The organism is Lacrimispora struthionigena (assembly GCF_048627165.1).
Lineage (GTDB): Bacteria > Bacillota > Clostridia > Lachnospirales > Lachnospiraceae > Lacrimispora.
On sequence record NZ_JBMBWP010000001.1, the window covers coordinates 1,234,236 to 1,254,390 of the forward strand.

Annotated in this window: 18 protein-coding genes; 11 read left to right on the forward strand and 7 right to left on the reverse strand. The window is 42.3% G+C overall.

Features of this window, described 5'->3' with window-relative positions; translation table 11 throughout:
- Positions 1–58: 58 nt before the first annotated feature.
- Both ACOAOT_RS05575 and ACOAOT_RS05580 read right to left on the reverse strand, forming a co-directional pair.
- A complete protein-coding gene (locus ACOAOT_RS05575) occupies positions 59–1,897 on the reverse strand; it encodes a DUF2264 domain-containing protein (RefSeq protein ID WP_420216077.1) in 1,839 nt (612 codons plus the stop codon).
- Between the two features lie 117 nt (positions 1,898–2,014).
- Entirely contained in the window at positions 2,015–2,911 is an 897-nt protein-coding gene (locus ACOAOT_RS05580) for an AraC family transcriptional regulator (RefSeq protein WP_420216078.1), read from the reverse strand.
- A 164-nt stretch (positions 2,912–3,075) separates the two neighbouring features.
- Here ACOAOT_RS05580 and ACOAOT_RS05585 point away from each other — a divergent pair, with 164 nt between their 5' ends.
- The 5 genes from ACOAOT_RS05585 (at position 3,076) to ACOAOT_RS05605 (ending at position 7,716) form a co-directional block, all read left to right on the forward strand.
- Positions 3,076–4,005 carry a nucleotidyltransferase family protein gene (locus ACOAOT_RS05585; protein ID WP_420216079.1) on the forward strand — a complete coding sequence of 310 codons (930 nt, stop codon included), beginning with the start codon at positions 3,076–3,078 and terminating at the stop codon, positions 4,003–4,005.
- Complete coding sequence (locus ACOAOT_RS05590; protein WP_420216080.1) at positions 4,005–5,114, forward strand: phosphotransferase enzyme family protein; 1,110 nt, start codon at positions 4,005–4,007, stop codon at positions 5,112–5,114. The genes ACOAOT_RS05585 and ACOAOT_RS05590 overlap by 1 nt, the downstream gene beginning before the upstream one ends.
- Before the next feature lie 16 nt (positions 5,115–5,130).
- A complete protein-coding gene (gene galE, locus ACOAOT_RS05595) occupies positions 5,131–6,147 on the forward strand; it encodes a UDP-glucose 4-epimerase GalE (protein WP_420216081.1) in 1,017 nt (338 codons plus the stop codon).
- A gap of 315 nt (positions 6,148–6,462) precedes the next feature.
- Positions 6,463–7,077 (forward strand): nucleoside/nucleotide kinase family protein, encoded by a 615-nt coding sequence (locus ACOAOT_RS05600; protein WP_420216082.1) that lies wholly within the window; start codon positions 6,463–6,465, stop codon positions 7,075–7,077.
- Between the two features lie 60 nt (positions 7,078–7,137).
- Positions 7,138–7,716, forward strand: a complete 579-nt coding sequence (locus ACOAOT_RS05605) for a uracil-DNA glycosylase family protein (RefSeq protein WP_420216083.1) — start codon at positions 7,138–7,140, stop codon at positions 7,714–7,716.
- 55 nt (positions 7,717–7,771) lie between these two features.
- On the opposite strand, the gene ACOAOT_RS05610 is transcribed toward ACOAOT_RS05605, so the two are convergent.
- Together ACOAOT_RS05610 and ACOAOT_RS05615 are read right to left on the reverse strand one after the other, a co-directional pair.
- Positions 7,772–8,161 carry a hypothetical protein gene (locus tag ACOAOT_RS05610; RefSeq protein ID WP_420216084.1) on the reverse strand — a complete coding sequence of 130 codons (390 nt, stop codon included), beginning with the start codon at positions 8,159–8,161 and terminating at the stop codon, positions 7,772–7,774.
- A gap of 62 nt (positions 8,162–8,223) precedes the next feature.
- Positions 8,224–9,069, reverse strand: coding sequence for a MerR family transcriptional regulator (locus ACOAOT_RS05615; RefSeq protein WP_420216085.1), 846 nt, complete (start codon positions 9,067–9,069; stop codon positions 8,224–8,226).
- Positions 9,070–9,240: 171 nt separating this feature from the next.
- Here ACOAOT_RS05615 and nuoE point away from each other — a divergent pair, with 171 nt between their 5' ends.
- Genes nuoE through ACOAOT_RS05635 form a run of 4 tightly spaced genes read left to right on the forward strand, consistent with a single transcriptional unit; the run spans position 9,241 to position 13,684 of the window.
- Positions 9,241–9,726 (forward strand): NADH-quinone oxidoreductase subunit NuoE, encoded by a 486-nt coding sequence (nuoE, locus tag ACOAOT_RS05620; protein ID WP_104437209.1) that lies wholly within the window; start codon positions 9,241–9,243, stop codon positions 9,724–9,726.
- Positions 9,726–10,121, forward strand: a complete 396-nt coding sequence (locus ACOAOT_RS05625; protein ID WP_420216086.1) for a (2Fe-2S) ferredoxin domain-containing protein — start codon at positions 9,726–9,728, stop codon at positions 10,119–10,121. Before nuoE ends, ACOAOT_RS05625 begins: the two co-directional genes overlap by 1 nt.
- 12 nt (positions 10,122–10,133) lie before the next feature.
- Positions 10,134–11,927: an NADH-ubiquinone oxidoreductase-F iron-sulfur binding region domain-containing protein gene (locus ACOAOT_RS05630; RefSeq protein WP_420216087.1), complete on the forward strand. Its 1,794-nt coding sequence runs from the start codon at positions 10,134–10,136 to the stop codon at positions 11,925–11,927.
- A 14-nt stretch (positions 11,928–11,941) separates the two neighbouring features.
- The gene (locus ACOAOT_RS05635; RefSeq protein WP_420216088.1) at positions 11,942–13,684 is read left to right on the forward strand and encodes an NADH-dependent [FeFe] hydrogenase, group A6; all 1,743 of its coding nucleotides are present in this window, start codon (positions 11,942–11,944) and stop codon (positions 13,682–13,684) included.
- Positions 13,685–13,739: 55 nt separating this feature from the next.
- Here ACOAOT_RS05635 and ACOAOT_RS05640 read toward each other — a convergent pair whose 3' ends face one another.
- The 3 genes from ACOAOT_RS05640 to ACOAOT_RS05650 form a co-directional block, all read right to left on the reverse strand.
- Entirely contained in the window at positions 13,740–16,160 is a 2,421-nt protein-coding gene (locus ACOAOT_RS05640) for a PEP/pyruvate-binding domain-containing protein (protein WP_420216089.1), read from the reverse strand.
- A 79-nt stretch (positions 16,161–16,239) separates the two neighbouring features.
- A complete protein-coding gene (locus ACOAOT_RS05645) occupies positions 16,240–16,815 on the reverse strand; it encodes a TetR/AcrR family transcriptional regulator (RefSeq protein ID WP_420216090.1) in 576 nt (191 codons plus the stop codon).
- Between the two features lie 196 nt (positions 16,816–17,011).
- Positions 17,012–17,980, reverse strand: a complete 969-nt coding sequence (locus ACOAOT_RS05650; protein WP_420216091.1) for a helix-turn-helix transcriptional regulator — start codon at positions 17,978–17,980, stop codon at positions 17,012–17,014.
- 305 nt (positions 17,981–18,285) lie between these two features.
- On the opposite strand from ACOAOT_RS05650, the gene ACOAOT_RS05655 reads away from it, so the two are divergent.
- A complete protein-coding gene (locus tag ACOAOT_RS05655) occupies positions 18,286–19,215 on the forward strand; it encodes an ABC transporter substrate-binding protein (protein WP_420216092.1) in 930 nt (309 codons plus the stop codon).
- Positions 19,216–19,237: 22 nt separating this feature from the next.
- Positions 19,238–20,149 (forward strand): ABC transporter substrate-binding protein, encoded by a 912-nt coding sequence (locus ACOAOT_RS05660; RefSeq protein WP_420216093.1) that lies wholly within the window; start codon positions 19,238–19,240, stop codon positions 20,147–20,149.
- Positions 20,150–20,155: the final 6 nt, after the last annotated feature.

Genomic DNA, 20,155 nt, shown 5'->3' on the forward strand with positions numbered 1-20,155 from the left:
TTCTCTCATGGTTAAACGCTCCTGGTCTTTTAAGATTGAGACCAGGGGCGTTTTTTAATTATTTTCTATTTTCCAAAAGTGTCAGCAACATCTCTGCAGTCATTGGGATATGGGTAGGCAACGCTTCTTTTGTTCCAGCATAGACGGCAGAAATAAGTCGGTGTTTACCAGGCTTCAGCTGTGACTGAATCATGGGTATGTAGGTTCTTGGATGGATCAGATTGCTGTTGCTATCTGCCTGAATAAAATGTGCTTTTCCTTCTCCGCTTAAATCGTATATTCCACTGATATAATGGTAGCAGGTTTTTTCATTCTCGTCTTGATAAGGACACTCAAAGATCAGATAGCCATTTTCAGCCTTTTGAGCTTCTGAAGGAATAAAATCTCCCCTCTTGTCGGCAGCTCTTGGAATGGAAAATCCACAATCAGCTGCAAATAGAGGACGTTGGGTTTCAATATCATGAATACGATAATGCCAGGGTAATCCTGGAAAAACGGTAGTTGTGACCGTCACGTCTGGCCATGGTTTCCAACGAGAGCGGATGAGTTCTTCATTTAGTTCCAATAATTCACAATTTCTTCTGACGCGGTAATAGCTATCCTGTTCACTTAACGCTAACATGCTGTCAGGAGCATTTTGCGCAAGGTCATAATCACCCCTTGGTACACTGAATCCAAATACATTGGAGTAGGCAAATTTCTCATATTTTGCTGCCATATGAGCAGGCTCAAAGCCAGCATATTGTCCAGCGGTAAATGCTGCTACATGATGTGGTTTTCTAACAAAAACCATATGAGGATGAGGCATAACTCTTTTGTAGGATAAGGCAGGCAATGGTTCTTCTTTTGCCTGCCAGAAAGGATGGTTTTCTGATAAGGCAAGAGGTAGAAAGGCTTTTAGTGACCAGGCGGGTGATCCAGGAGCATTATAAGATTCAGACATAACCAGATTTTCATAGCAATACCCAATACTAAGAATACCGTCACGACTAAATATAGGTTTCTGGAACCAGTTTCTAAGATGCCTTAAAACAATTCCTTTCATAACCCCATAGGAAAAAACTTCCACATCGTTAAGGGCAAGCGCACCCCAAAAAGCGCATTGTGCAAAGCGATAAGTCAGACTTCTTCCGTAAGGGACGCAGTCGCCATCTTCCGAAAACCAATAGATGAAATCCTGAGCAAAGATCTTAGCGCGCTCTATGTAAAGCCTGCTTCGAACAGGATCTTCCTCTTTCATCAAATGTGCGTAAATTAAGGCGTAATAGTGCATGGCAAAAGCAATATAATAATCTCTTTGTTCGGTTGCACCATCACAATACCAGCCTTCCCCCAGATAATAAGTATCCAGAGCCTCTAATTCCTGTTTTATGCGTTCCCTGTCATAAGGCATTCCGACATTTTTCAAACCAAGATTAACAAGAACGATAAAAAATCTCCAGTTGTTCTCCGGAACTTTATGATAGTTTACCTGATAGAGCCAGTCTGCGAAGTGAGACTGCTCTTCTTTGGAGAGCGGATAAAAAATTTGCTCAGGTGCCATACAAAGAGCAAGTCCTAATACTGCGGTCTCTACTGTTTTTTGATCATAATCCTCAATATCGCCCCAATATTCCGGGGAGGAAGGATTGGTGCCATAGCGGATCGCATCGTGGTAAATAAGCCAGATATCATCTGCAAAACCTCCTGCAGCTGCAGGAACCAGCCCCCAGAGAGGTCTGGCCAATGCTTCCATATTAGCAGTACGGCTTACGGCCCATGTACCAGTATTACCTAAAACCAGCTGTGTGTTCCTGTCAGAATAAAATGGGATCAGAGGATGAACAATTGATTCTAAAGCTTTCACTAAATCTTGACGGGTCTGTAAAGGATTATCTTGAATCGGTAAATTTTGCATGGAGTGCCTCCGTTTAAATAAGCAGTTATAGATTGTTGTAATTCATATTAATTATAATCTTTTTCACCCTGGCATGTATATGGACTATATAGTGAATCAATGAACAAAAATAAGCCTCTATGCCTTTTCTGAGAGAGAACGTATGGAGGAGGCGTATTCGGTGGGAGTCATTCCGGTGATTTTTTTAAACTGCCTGGTAAAGTAGTGGATGGAGCTATAACCCAGACAGTCTGAAATTTCCGTAAAGTTCATCTGGTTGTTGCGGATTAATTGTTTGGCCGCTTCCGTTTTCTTATTTAAGAAAAAATCGATGACGCCACAGCCGTGGGCTTCCCGGAATATTTTCTGAAGCTGGGACCGCCCAATCAAATTGTCACGGCAGATGGATTCAATGGTGAGGTGCTCTCTTAAATGCTCTTCCATGTAGCGGACGATCCGGTTATGGATATCTCCATGGATCCGGCTCTCTGCCGGGCTATCCGTGAGAATCTGCTCCGGATTGGAAATATATTTACGGTAGAGGTGGATGATCAGCTCTTCCAGATAATTGCCGATCAGCTGTTCCGCACCAAAGGAAGCCACGGGCTGCCGTCTGACCAGTTCTTCCTGATAGGGATCGTCAAGTCTTCCAGTAAATGCGTTCCTGGCTTCTATGATAATCTGGGCAAGAAGAGCAGCTTCCGTTTCCTGAACGGACAAAACTTTTCCTTTCAATGCTTTCATGCAGGGAGAATTGCATTCAAATCCCACTACAACCAGGTTGGGGGCAATCGTCCCATTGGTCAGTATGTTATGGAATTCCCCTGGACTGTGGAAGATGATGTTTCCCCTCTTTAAAGGGATCTGTTTCCCGTCTGCCACCACGTCAATGACTCCCTTGTCAACGCAGACAAATTCCCAGAAGTCATGGCTTTCACCGGGAAAAGTGAAATTGCTCATGTATTCAAAATAGTGAACCGTTATAATTTTTTTAATCACAGCTGAGGGACGGAGTGAAGTGCTTTTATAGGCCATGGGTCATCCTTTCTTTTGATGTTTGTTCTTAAAATTAGTATACCACATCCTCCTGTAAAAATGAAAGAAGAGTACAATTGTATCAATAAAATAATAGATAGTGCAAATATTTTTTTAAGTATATTCATTATACTGAGGATAGTAAATTTCAGGAGGTAACAGCAATGAACGAAAAACCGGTTCTGGTGATTATGGCTGCAGGCATGGGCAGCCGTTATGGTGGATTAAAGCAGATAGACTCTATCGATGCATATGGGAACAAGATTATTGATTATTCTATTTTTGACGCAGTTCAGGCTGGATTTGAAAAGGTTGTTTTTATTATTAAGAAGACCATTGAGAAAGAATTCAGGGAGAACATTGGAGACCGCATAGCGTCCCACGTGAAAGTGGAATATGTATACCAGGAGCTGGACCGGCTGCCGGCCGGGTATCAGGTGCCGGAGGGCCGGGTGAAGCCGTGGGGAACCGGTCATGCAATTTTATGCTGCAAGGATGCGATAGACGGACCTTTTGCCGTGATTAATGCGGATGATTATTATGGAAAAAGCGCTTTTGTGTCCATATACAATCAGTTGTCAGAGATTTCCGACGGTGAGAAGTATCAGTATACCATGGTAGGCTACCGCCTTTATAATACCTTGACGGAAAATGGTCATGTGGCAAGGGGCGTGTGCACCATCAGTGAAGACGGAAAGCTTGTAGATATCCATGAACGCACCAGAATTGAAAAGCAGGGAGATAAGGCGAAATTTACAGAGGATGACGGCAAGACCTGGACAGAGCTGGGCGAGGACACCGTTGTTTCCATGAACATGTGGGGATTTACGAAAAGTATAATAAAAGAGCTTGATCAGAGGTTTGCCGCTTTTCTGGATAAAGAACTTCCGGGAAATCCGTTAAAATGTGAATATTTCCTTCCTTTTGTGGTGGATGAACTGTTAAAGGAATATAAGGCGGAGGTTACCGTTTTAAAGAGCGTGGACCGTTGGTACGGTGTTACTTACAAAGAAGATAAGGAAACGGTGGTGAATGCCATCAGGGAACTTAAGAAAACAGGTATTTATCCGGAAAAACTTTGGGAGGAACAGTAATGGGAGACGCACAATGCAAAAAGATCGGGGAGGCCATTGGTCTGCTGGCTTTCCAGGGAGAAGTGGTTTCATGTGAACGCTATGGAAATGGTCATATTAATGATACGTTCCGTCTGGTCTGTGTGGACAGGGGAACCATAAAGCCTTATATCATACAGAGAATCAACAATGAGGTATTTAAGGATCCTGTCTCTCTTATGAAAAATATCTCAGGTGTCACCTCGTTTCTTCGAGAAGCGATTATTGATCAGGCTGGAGATCCGGACCGGGAGACGTTAAATATTGTTAAGGCGAGGGATGGAAAGGATTACTGTCAGGACAGCGATGGGAACTATTGGAGAGGGTACCTTTTTATCGAGGGGGCGACCACCTACGATAAGGTGAGAAATCCGGAAGACTTTTACCAGAGCGGCAGAGCCTTCGGTCGTTTCCTGTGCAGGCTTGGAGAATACCCTGCCGGAAAACTGACGGAAACCATCTTGAATTTCCATAATACCCCGGTTCGTCTGCAAGCTTTTAAAGCGGCAGTCAAAGCGGATGTCTGTAATCGGGCACACCTGGTCAGCAAAGAGATAAATTTTGTACTGGACAGGGAGAGCGAGGCAGATACTGCAATGAAACTGCTGCGAGAAGGCCGGCTGCCGCTCCGTGTAACCCACAATGACACCAAGCTTAACAATATCATGATAGATGACCAGACTGGTGAGGCTTTGTGTGTCATTGATTTAGACACCATTATGCCGGGGCTCTCTATCTTTGATTTCGGTGATGCCATCCGGTTCGGAGCCAATACGGCGGAAGAGGATGATCCAGATTCCAGCAAGGCCTCCTTATCTCTGGAATTGTTTGAAATCTATACGAAAGGCTATCTGGAAGGCTGCAAAGAGGTATTGACGGCAGAGGAAAGAACAATGCTCCCTATGGGTGCCAAATTAATGACTTATGAATGCGGTATGCGTTTTTTGACTGATTTCCTTCAAGGAGACACCTATTTCCACACCAGCAGGGATAACCACAACTTAGATCGTGCAAGAACCCAGTTTGCTCTGGTAGCAGATATGGAGAAGAAGTGGGTGGAGATGGAAGAAATTATAAATAAATATCAATAAAGAAAGGGGATAACGGATGAAAATACTGGTAACAGGGGGGGCCGGATATATCGGCAGCCATACCTGCGTAGAGCTTTTAGAGCGGGGATATGATGTGGTTGTGGTAGACAATCTATCGAACTCTTCAAGCGTATCATTAAAGAGAGTGGAAGAAATTACTGGCAGACAGGTGACTTTTTATAAGGCAGATCTTCTGGACAGAGACGCGTTGGAAGAGATATTTGACAGGGGAGCAATTGAGGCAGTGATCCATTTTGCGGGCTTAAAGGCAGTGGGGGAGTCGGTCTCAAAGCCTTTGGAATATTACCATAATAACATTACGGGGACTCTTGTTTTATGTGAGATCATGAGAGCTCATGGGATAAAAAAGATTATTTTTAGCTCTTCTGCCACTGTATATGGAGATCCGGCCTTTGTTCCCATCACAGAGGAGAGCCCAAAAGGAAGCATCACCAATCCCTATGGTCAGACCAAGGGTATGTTGGAACAGATTCTCACGGATCTTCATACTGCGGATCCAGAGTGGAGCGTTATTATACTTCGCTATTTTAATCCAGTGGGAGCTCACGAAAGCGGGCTGATCGGTGAGAACCCAACTGGAATTCCCAATAACCTGGCCCCCTATATCACTCAGGCTGCTGTAGGGAAGCTTAGAGAAGTCAGCGTTTTCGGCGATGATTACAACACGCCAGATGGCACAGGGGTCAGGGATTATATCCATGTAGTGGATCTGGCGCTCGGTCATGTTAAGGCTCTGGAGAAAATTTCTACCCATGATTCCCAGGTCAGGATTTATAATCTGGGAACTGGACGTGGATACAGCGTGCTTCAGATGATAGATGCATTCTCAAAGGCATGGGGAAAGCCCATCCCTTATTCCATTAAACCGCGCCGTTCTGGAGATATCGGAGAATGCTTCGCGGATGTTTCCCTTGCGAAAGAAGAACTTGGCTGGGAAGCGGAGCGGGGAATTGATGAAATGTGTAAGGATTCCCTGCGGTGGCAGATTGGTAATCCGGAGGGGTACCGCTGAAAGATGCAATAAATGGAGCACTACTGTGTAAGAATATGTTTTTATTTTTTATATCTAATTACAAGACCGTTTATTCTTAGGATAATAGAGAATGACCGGTCTTTTTTACGTAAACAATAAATTAAATGCTTTGATCACTGCAAAACTAAGCAGATTGCATTGAGAAGTGAACTGATATATAATTGTTATATTTACAAAGGATATAGTAACAATGAATTTGAGAGGTATAAAAGTCAGATTTAACGGAGGTCTTAGAATGGATATCTGGACAATGTCATTAAACTATGAAATTAAATAAATTTCAGGAGGTTTTAGATGGCAAAAATATATTGGATAGGTGGTTCACCTTGCAGCGGTAAAAGCACAATAGCAGAGATTATATCGAACAGGTATGGCTTGTATTATTTTAAAGTTGATGATTATCTAGAGAAATATGCAAATTATGGATTCTTGTTGAATTTGGAAATATGCAGGAAGCAGAGTATTATGAATCCGGAAGAAATCTGGATGAGAGAAGCCACTTTGCAGTATAATGAAGAATTGCAGTTTTACGATGAGATATTTGATTTTATCCTACAAGATTTGGAGACAATGTGTGAGGGCAGAGATATTATTACAGAAGGGGCTGCATATTTACCAAATCTCATGAATAAAAGAGGTATACCATGGAATCGATATTTAGCAATAATACCAACAAGAAACTTTCAGATTAATCACTATATGCAGAGAGAATGGATCCATTCTGTGTTAGATGGATGTAGTGACTTCCAGAAGGCCTTTAATAATTGGATGGATAGAGATTGTTTGTTTGCAGAAGAAGTGATCAGGCAATGTGGTGAAAACAGATATCTATCATTCGTTAACGATGGAAAAACAAGTATTAAAGATTTAGTAGAAATGGTTTCAGCTCATTTTAGCCTGGAGGTATAAAATGGGGAAGAAAAAACGAGAACATATTCTCTTTGATCAAAGCTAAGGGTAGAAGTAAGCATGAATATATTTGAAAAAATCAAACAGGAAATAATGGCTGACCCAATAAATGAATCCTACACAAAAATGGGGATATCCCCAATATTTAAAGCCTCTGCAGAAGCACGCATTGCCATAGTAGGGCAGGCACCGGGTCGTAAAGCAGAAGAAACTCAATTGTTTTGGAATGATTTAAGTGGAGATCGATTAAGAGAGTGGTTGGGGGTATCCAGAGAGGTATTCTATAATACAAACCGTATCGCTCAATTGCCTATGGATTTCTATTATCCGGGAAAAGCAAAAACTGGTGATGCACCTCCCAGAAAAGGGTTCGCAGAAAAGTGGCATTCACGTTTACTGGAGGAGATGCCAGATATTGAAATCATCATTCTAATCGGCAGCTATTCACAAAAGTATTATTTAAATGTAAGACACGAGGAAAGTTTAACGGAGACAGTACGAAATTTTCGGAAATATTTACCTGAATATTTTCCATTGGTACACCCGTCTCCTTTAAACCTGGGGTGGCTCAAGCAAAATCCGTGGTATGAAGAGGAGGTTTTACCCGTTTTAAAAGAAATTGTTCATAAGAACTTATAAATCTTAATACCTCCAAAGAGTCAGCCTTTCCTTACTAATGGAAGGCTGGCTCTTTTTAAAAACAGTTAGACTTAATAAGGGCAAAAATTCCGGTCCCTCCACCTATAAATAGCACCTCAATTGCGCCCATCCAATGCAGAGTGATGTTGCCGTTCGTTGCTGTAACTGCATAAATAAGGTGGTGCCCTCCCAATAGAATGCAAAGTACAACCGAGATAAGCGAGAGTATTTTTGCATATTCAATGTTACGTCTGATCAGCGTAATGACAATGCCAGTATCAATCCCCGCATTCCATAAAGCGATTTCGGTCTGCCATCCCCGACTCATCCTCCATACCGAAAAAGTTTCTGCCACATCGGGAAAAAACATTTGCCATACAAATGCACCAATTGTCATCAACAAGAATAAAAGCAAATAAAGATACAAATATTTTTCTTTCCTCATCTTTGCTACCTCCTCTGTGATATTCGTAGTTTTTTATTTTTTGAACTCCTGATGAAGGGAGATTAATCACAATAAAATGCTTCGATTGCCTGTGCAAAAAATTCTGCTGCACCTTCCCCATATTCTTCATCGATAGCCTGCTGACATTGTTTGTTTCGGTAGGACTGGGCAATTGCCAGCATCAATCCATCTTCTTCTTTCATCTGGCAAACCTGTTTCATGACGAAACCGTATTCACCGATAATCGCCTTCACTTCAAAAGAATTAAGGTCAGAACCACGTTTTTCCATCAGCTTTTTACGGATTGTGTCCTCTCGTTTTTTATAGCTTTCGGCAACCTCTCTGCTGATTGGATTTTCAAGGGTGGACAAATAAGCGTCTTTCCCGCCATACCATTCAACTACTTTTGCATATCGTTTTTGCATATCTTCTGTGGACACTACTTCAATATAATGCTTTTTCCAATGCTCTATGCTGCCAAATTCTCGAATGGCTGTCTGGCGCATTTCCTCCGGCATGCTGTCAAACATAAGCTGAAACATTTTCTCGATCTCTGTTTTGTTGAAAACTGAAAAATCCATTTTGCTGTCTCCTTTCAGAACGTTATCTATGCTGGCAATCAGGCGTTCCATGCGTTCTTTTTTTTCAACCAGCATCTCTCTTTGCAATTGCAGAATCTGATTTCTTTCAAGTGACGGGTTTTTCATGACAGTTTTGATATCTTTTAAAGGTATACCGAACTCACGAAAGAATAAAATCTGTTGTAGAATTTCTAAGGCTCTATCGTCATAAAGCCGATATCCAGCTTCACTTTTGCCTGTGGGCGGAAACAATCCAATTTCGTCATAATAGTGAAGCGTACGCGCGCTGATACCTGTAAGCTCTGAAACTTCCTTTACGGTTCTCATACGATCTGTCCTCCTGCTCTTGATAGGATAACTATACTCCATAACGTTCCGTCAGAGTCAATCAATTTTTTAAATTATTTGTATTTTATATGTATATAAGACAGGATAAACAGGAAATCTATCCTTTGTAAGACAGGTAGTGTCTACATAAAGCCAAAAGGAGATCTGTTTATGGAAAGCAAATGCAATACCCAGGAGAAATTTAAGGATCTGCAGAAATTTATTGACAGCATGGAAGACAGGAGAGGAGCGTTAATTGCGGTACTGCACAAGGCTCAGCATCTCTATGGATATTTGTCCAATGATGTGATTTTTTTTATTGCTGAAAAGCTTGAGATCCCCAGTGCGAAGGTGTTTGGTGTCATTAGCTTTTACTCCTACTTTACCACAGAGCCAAGAGGTAAATATGTGATCAATGTATGCCTGGGAACCGCGTGCTTTGTAAGAGGTGCCGATGCTATTATGCGGGAATTTGAAAAGATCCTGAATATCAAGGCAGGTGAAACAACGGAAGATAAAAAATTCACATTATCGGGATTACGATGCATTGGCGCCTGTGGACTTGCTCCCGTTGTGATGGTCAATGATAAGGTATATGGAAGGGTTGAGCTGAATCAGGTTAAAGCAATCATTGAAGAATATCAGGAGGAAGCGTGATGGCTAAGTTAAAAACAGTAGAAGAACTGAAAAAGATCAGACAGGCAGCGCTTGATCAATTAGACTTACGGTCCACTGCTGAATCCGAGGATAAGGTTTTAGTCCGGGTGGGTATGGCCACCTGCGGGATTGCCAGCGGTGCAAGAACAACCATGAAAGCCATTCTGGATGAAATTGCAAAGCAGGGACTAGCCAATGTCTCCGTGACACAGACTGGCTGTATCGGATATTGTGCCCAGGAACCGGTGGTGGAAGTTATCTCCAAAGGAATGCCGTCTGTCCTGTATGGAAAAGTGGACGAGAACAGAGGACGGGAAATTGTAATTGAGCATATAAAAAATGGCCGACTCCTCCAAAATGCAATTATTAATAAATCATTTGAAAACGTGGAATAAGGAGGAGGGCATATGAGTAACTACAGAATGCATTTACTAGTGTGCGGAGGCACCGGATGTACGGCGTCCGATAGCCTGAAACTGGTAAAGATGCTAAAGGAATCAATAAAAAAGCATGAAATAACCAATGAGGTGGAGGTCGTCGTCACCGGATGCTTTGGCTTTTGTGAGAAAGGTCCGATTTTAAAAGTTTATCCGGATAATGTGTTTTATATCACGGTAAAACCGGAGGATGCAGAGGAAATCATTACGGAGCATGTGATAAAAGGCCGTAAGGTGGAACGTCTTCTGTATGTGGAGCCAAATACAAAAAAACGATTAGAAGGACAAAAATCCATTCCCTTCTATAAAAAGCAAATCCGGATCGCACTTAGGAATTGTGGTTTTATCAACCCGGAAGATATTAATGAATACATTGCGGCAGATGGGTATCAGGCATTGGCAAAATGCTTAACGGAAATGAGTCCGGATGAAGTAATCGATACAGTCGTTCAGTCAGGTCTCAGAGGAAGAGGCGGCGGCGGTTACCCCACCGGCCTCAAATGGAAATATACAAGGCAGAATCAGTCGGATGAAAAATATATTATATGCAATGCAGACGAAGGAGATCCAGGTGCATTTATGGACCGGTCCATACTAGAAGGAGATCCCCACTCGGTTCTTGAAGCGATGGCAATTGCAGGCTATGCCATAGGAGCCCAGTACGGGTATATTTATATCAGAGCGGAATATCCCCTTGCCATCAACCGTCTTGAAATAGCCATAAAGCAGGCAAGGAAACTGGGACTTTTGGGAGAAGATATTTTTTCCACAGGATTCAATTTTGATATCGGATTACGGTACGGTGCCGGTGCATTTGTCTGCGGAGAAGAAACGGCTCTCATCCATTCGGTAGAAGGAAAACGAGGGGAGCCCAGTTCAAAGCCCCCGTTTCCGGCTCAAAGAGGTGTCTGGGATAAACCCTCCTGTGTGAATAATGTAGAGACATTTGCCAATATCCCCCCAATCTTTTTAAAAGGACCTGCCTGGTTTAAAAGTATCGGTACGGAGAAATCGCCAGGTACAAAAGTTTTTGCTCTGGCCGGTAAAGTAAATAATGTGGGCCTTGTGGAAGTGCCTATGGGCATTACCTTACGTGAGGTCATCTATGATATCGGAGGAGGAATAAAGAATAACAAGAAGTTTAAAGCAGTGCAGACCGGCGGCCCATCTGGTGGGTGTATCACGAAAGAAAATTTAGATATCCCCATTGACTATGAGTCACTAAACAGTATCGGTTCCATGATGGGATCTGGCGGAATGATCGTCATGGATGAGGATAACTGCATGGTAGACATTGCAAAGTTCTACCTTGAGTTTACCAAGGATGAGTCCTGTGGAAAATGTACACCCTGCCGGATTGGTAATACAAGAATGCTGGAGATACTTGAAAAGATAACAAAGGGAAATGGTACAGAACAGGATTTAAAAGACTTGGTTGAGTTAGGCGATGTGATTAAAGATACATCCCTTTGCGGACTTGGACAAACTTCCCCCAATCCTGTTCTCAGTACCCTGCATTATTTTCAGGATGAGTATCTGGCTCATGTGAGGGATAAACACTGTCCTGCCGGAGTTTGTCAGGCACTTTTTTCCTTTCATATATTACCGGACAAGTGCGTGGGCTGTACTGCGTGTGCAAGAATCTGTCCGGCTCATTGCATCGAGGGAGAACGTAAAATAGTTCATGTAATTGATCAGTCAAGATGTATCAAATGCAGTGCATGTTATAATACATGTAAATTTAATGCCATAGAAAAAGGGTAAGGGAGGAGGAACTTATGGGTCTGGTTCATGTTACGATAAATAATCAAACGATTGCAGTGGAGGAAGGCACAACGATTCTGGAGGCTGCAAAGAAACTGGATATTCGGATACCCACACTCTGTTACCTTAATCTGGAACATGTAAAAACGGTAAATGGCTCTGCTTCCTGCCGGGTCTGTGTGGTGGAAATCGAGGGAAGGAGAAATCTCGCCCCCTCCTGTGCGACTCCCGTATCAGAGGGCATGGTGGTAAGAACAAATACCTTAAGATGCATTAAGGCAAGAAGACTGGTAGTGGAACTATTATTGTCCAATCATCCCACAGACTGTCTGATCTGTGAAAAGAATCTAAACTGTGAATTACAGTCACTGGCAGCAGAACTGGATATACGACGGATCAAGTTTCATGGAGCGAGGGCAACTCATGAAAAGGATATCTCAAGTAAAGCAATGATCCGAAATATGGATAAATGCATTTTATGCAGAAGATGTGAAACCATGTGCAATGAGGTACAGACGGTCCATGTGTATTCAGCTGTTAACCGGGGATTTGATACGTTTATCGCACCAGCACTTAATTTACCTATGGATAAATCCATCTGTACTTTTTGTGGACAGTGTGTTTCTGTATGTCCCACAGCTGCATTAACGGTTGTAAATGACATCCCCAATGTCTGGGAAGCATTGAATGCGAAAGATAAATTCGTCATCGTTCAGACAGCACCTGCAGTGAGGGTAGCTCTTGGAGAGAAATTTGGTGCAGAGCCAGGAACGTTGGTTACGGGAAAAATGGTGGCTGCTCTTAGAATGATGGGATTTGATAAGGTATTTGACACAGATTTTGCCGCAGATCTTACGATTATGGAAGAAGCGGCGGAATTCATTCACAGGCTGCAGCATGGGGGCAGGCTTCCCATACTCACAAGCTGCTGTCCAGGCTGGGTTAAGTTTTTTGAGCATCAGTTTAATGATCTGCTTGATATTCCATCAACCTGCAAATCCCCCCATGAGATGTTTGGAGTGATCGCGAAAACTTACTATGCAGAAAAGATGGGGATTGATCCTAAAAATATTTTCGTGGTTTCCATAATGCCCTGCCTGGCAAAAAAGTATGAAGCTGCCAGACCAGAGCTTATGCATGATGATATGCAGGATGTGGATGCAGTATTAACGACAAGAGAATTGGGTGATATGTTAAAAGAGGCAAATATTGACCTGATGAATTTAAAGGATGAAGAATTTGACGAACCATTGGGAGAATCTACTGGTGCATCAGTTATATTTGGAACAACCGGTGGTGTTATCGAGGCAGCCTTGCGGACCACATACGAATGGCTTACCAATGAAACTCTTGAAGAAGTAGAGTTCCATGAACTCAGGGGCTTCGAGGGAATCAGGGAAGCTGTGGTGAAGATCAATGACCAGGATATCAATATTGCGGTTGCCCATGGTCTTGGAAATGCAAGAAAGCTTCTGGAAGATATAAGAGCCGGTAAATCCCATTACCATGCCATTGAGATCATGGCTTGTCCTGGAGGCTGTATCGGAGGCGGTGGTCAGCCTTACCATTTTGGAAACTTTGATGTTCTGAAAAAACGAATGGAAGGAATATATAAAGAAGATAAAAGCAAAAAATATAGAAAATCACATGAAAATCCGGCAATTAAAAAACTCTATGAGGAGTATCTGGGTGAGCCCAATGGAGAAAAGGCACATGAACTTCTCCATACCCATTATGTGAAACGAGAAAAAATGTAATCGGTGAATCAGTAAGCCACAGACGTAAATGTTTGTGGCTTACGTATATTTAGAATTATATCTTTTTTGGTAATATAATTACCTTACCAGTGTCGCCGTAAACCCAAACCTCATCCCCATCCTCCAGCAGATCGGTGGCATTCCCAATTCCAAGCACTGCAGGAATGTTATATTCTCTGGCAACAATTGCGCTATGGGAGAGAGGACCGCCAGTATCAGAGATAACCGCCGAAGCAAGAACAAACAGGGGAGTCCAGGAGGGATCTGTATAGCGGCAGAGCAGTATGTCGCCGGACTGCATTTTATCAAATTCCTGCTGAGTCAGTATTTTCCGTACCCGGCCCCGGCAGCGTCCGCCATTTCCGGAAACACCGGACAGAGTATTCTGGTGACCTGCTTTTGTACCAACGGAAAAGCCAGACCATAGTATTTCATTTTTCTGACGGTTGCTTTTTCTAACACAAATCAATTCTTTCAGATCTGCTATGTTACCCGGTAATTCATAGACCTCATCTAAGGTGAGATATCGGATATCTTCCGCCTGTTCAAACAACTGGGGGAAGCGCTTTGCCAGTTCAAATGCAGCCCTGCGGGCAAGACCGTAGCACATTTCGATCATATAAAGGCTTTCTTCCCGATTTACGTGATAGGCCCTTATTTCTTCAATTTTTGTTCTTAACCGGTCCGCTTTCTTTTTACCAAAAGTAGTTGTGATTTTTGTCATTATGTTTTGAAATTTGACGGGTGAGTCATCGTTTCTGCGGGAGCTTTGCAGCACCTTCAGCATGGAAAACAGAGAATCCAAATTTTCAAACCAGGATACAGAACCAAAGGCACAATAGCTGCTGCTTGATTTCCAACCGAATTCATTTAAGAAATCTTGTAATTTTGCTTTAAAATCAGGCTGATTCTCCAGAAAATCCTCAATCGCCTGGGGATTGGTTCTGTCCAGTTCCATAAATAACTGCTCCAGCCCGGGGGTACTTTGAATGTAAGTGGATAGTTTTTTTAGTTTCAGGTTTAAATCCCACGTTTTATAAGAAAGATTACTCAGCAAATCATATTCGCTCATATTTTTGTCTATCTTTTTCAAGTCATGATGAATTAATTTTGATACTGCCACAGATGGAAAGATGTTGTAACGGAAACGGGTGTAAGCAAGTTTCTCAGACAATTTCATCAGTTCCATTATCTGATGGATCAATTCTTTGGCTGGTAATACAGAAAGATCCGTTCTCTGTTTCGAGAACAATTCCTCCCTTATATTATGGAAAGAATCGTCTGTTCTGGCTGAGTTGGTGGAATAGTCGGTAAAACTGCTCAGCAGGAGCGGGATTTTTAACACCTTAGGTGAGATATGTATTTTCCCCGCAGACAGGGAAAGCAATCCATTATCAGCCATGGTCAGCTCACTTTCCGCGGAAATGCCCAGCTCATGAAATACTTTATTTTTGGCTTCATCCACTATCAGGCATGGTTTCACATCAAGGGGGTAGAGTGGGGTGGGGAAGTGTTCGATCCAGTTGTTTAATACGGCCCGCTGAGATTTTGTAAGCTGGATGTCGGTGCTGTTTTTTACCTTCAGCGTGGTGATTGGCCGAGCCTGCAGCAGATATAACCTGTTTTGGGAGATGGCCCATTCCATATCCTGGGGGCACTGAAAGTGCTGCTCTGTTTTTCTTCCCAGTTCAAATATTTCAATTGCCTGTTTATCCGTTAAACTAAATTCCCTCTGCTGCTGCGAGGAGGTTACTCTTTCTTTGGTTCCTTCTGCACTGTAGCAGACCAGAATCTTTTTATCACCTAATCGTTTCTCTACTATCTGCCTGTGGTTTCTGTCGTAGACATAGATGTCAGGAGTCACTTTCCCGGATACAATGGATTCGCCCAGTCCCCATGAGGCATTGAGCATCATCCTGCTTTTATTTTTACTAATGGGGTCAATTGTAAAAAGGACACCGGATATCTCACTGTTCACCATGCGCTGAACCACTACCGATAACGAAATCTTTCCAGTATCGAAGTTCGTCTGCTTCCGGTAGGCTGTCGCCCTTGATGAGAAGAGTGATGCGAAACATTTTCTGACGGAAAGATAAAGCTGATCCAGTCCCTCTATGTTAAGATAAGTTTCCTGCTGTCCGGCAAAGCTTGCTTCCGGCAGGTCCTCGGCTGTAGCAGAGGAACGGACCGCAACTTTTGAATTGAGCCCCAAAGCATGATAGTAGTCTGCGATTTCATCCTCCAGTTCCTTCCATAGCTGACCTTTTGCAACCTCCTCACTGGTAAGGCTGTTACCAGATGGGGGAGAATCAAATCCATTGCGTTTCATAAACTCATCAAACGCATGGCTGGTAATGCTAAACCCTTCGGGAACTGGAAAACCTGCGTTAAACAGCTCACCCAGATTCGCACCTTTACCGCCAGCAGCTAAGATGTCTTCCTTTCCTATTTCACTGAATTTCATAACATATTTCATAGATAAGGCCCCCTTTTTCTGGATTATAGCACCAGTCTGTGAAAATATCAAATAAAATTCATAGCTTTAATAAAAAATATCAAATAAGCTCAAGAATTAAAATTTGTATTTTTTCATACCAGTAAGAAAAACCCTCGCCAATCATCTCTTTCTGCATGCATAAAACAGCCAATGTGGCTACGGCGGAAGCAATCTCTTCATCGGAAGCTTTTAGAAAATACCCCTTGCCAGCCCAAATATGTTTCAGTTTTTTGATAAAGTCCAGATTATCCTGTGAGGCGTATGTGTCATTGTTCCAGACCATTGATTCTAAAAGACCGCTGTACTCACTGGTGTAAAATTTGTTTGTAGAGGTTTTTTTCAGAAAAACATTTGCCAGATCCGTGAAAAACCCCTGTGGTGTCTGATTTTCCTCATCAATGATTGTCAGAATTTTCTGCCGTATTCTGTCCGTCTCATCCCGCAGGATTTCTTCGTAAAGAGCCTCTTTGTCTTTGTAAAAGGTGTAAAAACCTCCCATGGAAATCCCGGCCTTTTTGGTGATTTCCTGTATTTTGCAACTTTTAAACCCTTCCTCCATAAACATGATAGAAGCGATATTCTTTATTTTTTTCTTTAATTCTTCCCGTTCTTCCTCCGTGTAAGATCGTCCCAAGATGACTGCCCCCTTTCGCTGCGTGTAAATCTATATTAACTTGCCGCCATTAATTCGTCAATGTCAGATTTTGCAATGCTTAATAACCATTGAATCTACTGATTCACGCGAAAGTGGGTAAGCCAACGCTTTACCCACTCGACATTACCACCTTCCTGTTTTCATTTTACTAAATAAACTCTTATTAAACAAGGAGTTATAAGTTAAATGTCTTTCTGAACTGGCTTGGAGTTATTCCGTGGACTTCCTGAAATGCTGCGGTGAATTTTGATGGATTTTTATAACCGCACAGCTCTGCAATATGATGGATACTCAAATGATCAGAGGAGAGAAGCTGCATTGCCCGCTTCATCTTTTCCCTTCTGATATAATCATAAAGAGGAATATGATACGTGTTTTTAAAGCTGAGGCGAAGTTTGCTTTCACTCATATCTGCAATCTTTGTCAGTTCGCTCATAGAGGGGACATCCAGAATGTCATCGTCTAGTTTTTGCTTCACAGCATACATTTTTTTCTCATTTTCCCATGTTACATAATTCCGTCTGTTACTTCTCCGATCAGGAATAACAGGATAATTACGTGCAATGGAACCAAGAAGGTGAATCACCATGCCCTCAAATGCAAAGGGCGGCATATCTCCATTTCTGATTGCCCAGCGGATCTGCTCAAAAATGAGCATTGTACCCGGGGTATTCAGATGCTCTGTTTCCCATAATTTTGCATCCGAAATGCTGATTTTAGGCGCATCGGCTCTTGCCTGCAGGAAAGGATCTAAAAAGTCCTGGTAGATTAAAATGCTGGTAAAACAGGCATGGACATCCTTAGGGAAGGTAAACTGAAACGCCTTTTGAGGGTTTATTATTTTATGGCAAATAGGGGTAAATGTAGTCGCAGCTTTTCCCTGCTGAGAATAAATAATATCACCGCAATCAATGCAAAAAAGCCAGAGACAGGGTTCTTTGATATCAATTTTATGAACAATGGTCTGATTGGGCGTAAACCACGCACTGGAGACATAAAGTCCCTGGGCAGGGGAGACTTCCACAATCCAGCCGTTTGACCAATGGGGCGGAAAATAATGCCCAGTACCCGGTCCGTAAGGGGTTTGACGGAGGTTATATTTTTTTGCCATGGAACCCCAGGATGCATCATCATATCTGTTCATTTAAAAGTCTCCTTTCTTCGTGAGTTATTAAAAGTATACTGGAAACAAGAGTTTAATGCAATTGAAAGTACTCCATTTTGTTTTAATTATGATCCAACCATAAAACAGAAAGGAAGGAAAGTGAGCCAAAAATACATATAAACACAGAGCTTTTAGAGTTTTAATAAGAATGGAACTTCCTTATCTTGGAATACGGCTATATTGACGATTATTTTTTATTATGCTAGTATTTATTAGGTTAGTCTAAACTAACAAAAAAACTCAATTTGTCATGATACAGACATAAAAAGTATAGGAGAATGGATATGAAAAAAAGAGGGCTGTTACTATGCTCCATGATGTTATTATTTGTTTTAGCAGGATGTGGAAATGCAGAAATAGCAAAGAATAAAGGGACAGATATCAATAAAATTGATACGGTTATGGGAGAAATTGAAGTGCCCCAAAAGCCGGAACGTGTGGTAGTGAACTGGTATATCGGCGATGCCTTTTCTCTGGATTTAAATGTGGTGGGTTATTCAGCCTGGGCACAGGAGACCATGCCATTTTATGATAAGTTTTCAACATCTGCAGAATTGGAAAATTGGGCTGCGGAGGATATTATGGCGGTAGAGCCAGATTTGATTATTACATATAACACAGCGGATTTTGAGAATTTTAATAAAATTGCACCAGTTTTAGTAATTCCCGAAGGAGAGGTAACTTCGGCAGAACGGCTGAGAATGATTGGAAAAGCCACAGGAAAGGAAAAGGAAGCGGAGGCACTGATCACAACATTTGATAAAAAGCTTGCGGCGGCAAAGGCAGAGCTTCAAAATGAAAAATATGAGGGAAAGACCTTTAGTATTATGGAAGACTGGGGATCTACCGGTGAGTGGAGTGGTGTAGCATATGAAACCGGCTCCAGAGGCGGCACCCTGGTTTATGACTATCTTGGGTTGAAAATGCCTGAAAAACTGGAACAGCTGATTGCCAAAACAGGAGAAAACAGAGCAACACTCAGTTATGAGGTCGCTCATGAATATTTCGGCGATTATATCTTGTGGTTCCAGCAGGAGGGGAAGGAATCGGAATATGCAAAGTCTGATATCTGGAAAAGCATACCTGCTGTTTTGGAAGGCAGAGTGGCAGAGATTCCGGGAGAGAACCTTGGATTGTTTTACTATGATGATATCGCCAGTTTAACTGCACAGCTGGACTATGCCATTGATGCCATCAAAAAAATATCGGAGTAACCATATAGAAGGAGAAATCTGCATGTTAAAGTTCAAAAACAAAGGTGCATTATTACTGGCCTTTGCCATAGGCATTTCTGTCTCAGGCTGCGGTTCAAAGCCAGCGAAAACAGCAGCGGAGGGATCGGCAGAAATCAGAGTAATCAGTACAGAGCAGGGGGAGATAGAAATACCCGCTGATCCCAAAAGAGTCATTGTGACATATTGCGTGGGGGATGCCCTGGCTCTTGGAATTACGCCTGTAGCAACCTATGATGCAGCTGGCACGGCTTATGCAAAAGAATTGGAAGGAGTGCCTGTTTTGGGAAATTTCGAAGCAGAACAGTTAATCTCTTACGAGCCGGATTTACTGATTGTTGCTAATCAGGAACAATATGATATTGCTTCTAAAATAGCTCCCACAATTTTGCTTCCATTTACAGCGCTGTCCATGGAAGAACGGGTACGCTTTATGGGTGATATATTAAACAGGCAGGAAAAGGCAAATGCAGTTCTGGACGAGTTTCACCAAAAGCTGGTGGAGGCAAAGGCTTCTCTTGAGGATAAAAATGTTTTGGATAAAACCTTTAGTGTGATTGAAAGTGACGGAAACGGTGGTATTTGGGTTTACGGTGATAAATGGGGACGTGGGGGAGATTTATTATACAGTCAGCTGGAACTTCAGGCGCCCGAAATTGTTAAGAAGGAAATTATCGCAGCGGAACAATACAGAGATGTTTCTATGGAGGTCATCAGTGATTATATCGGCGATTATATCATAATTGCCAGAGGTCTTGAGGAATTAGAGGGAAACACAATCTGGGAATCTTTGCCTGCGGTTAAGGCAGGAAATGTGATTCCTATTGATTTTACCTTGTTTTATGATATTGATATTTACTCCTCAAACGTACAACTGGATTATCTGTTAAATGCTCTGCTGAAAACACAAGAGTAATGTTAT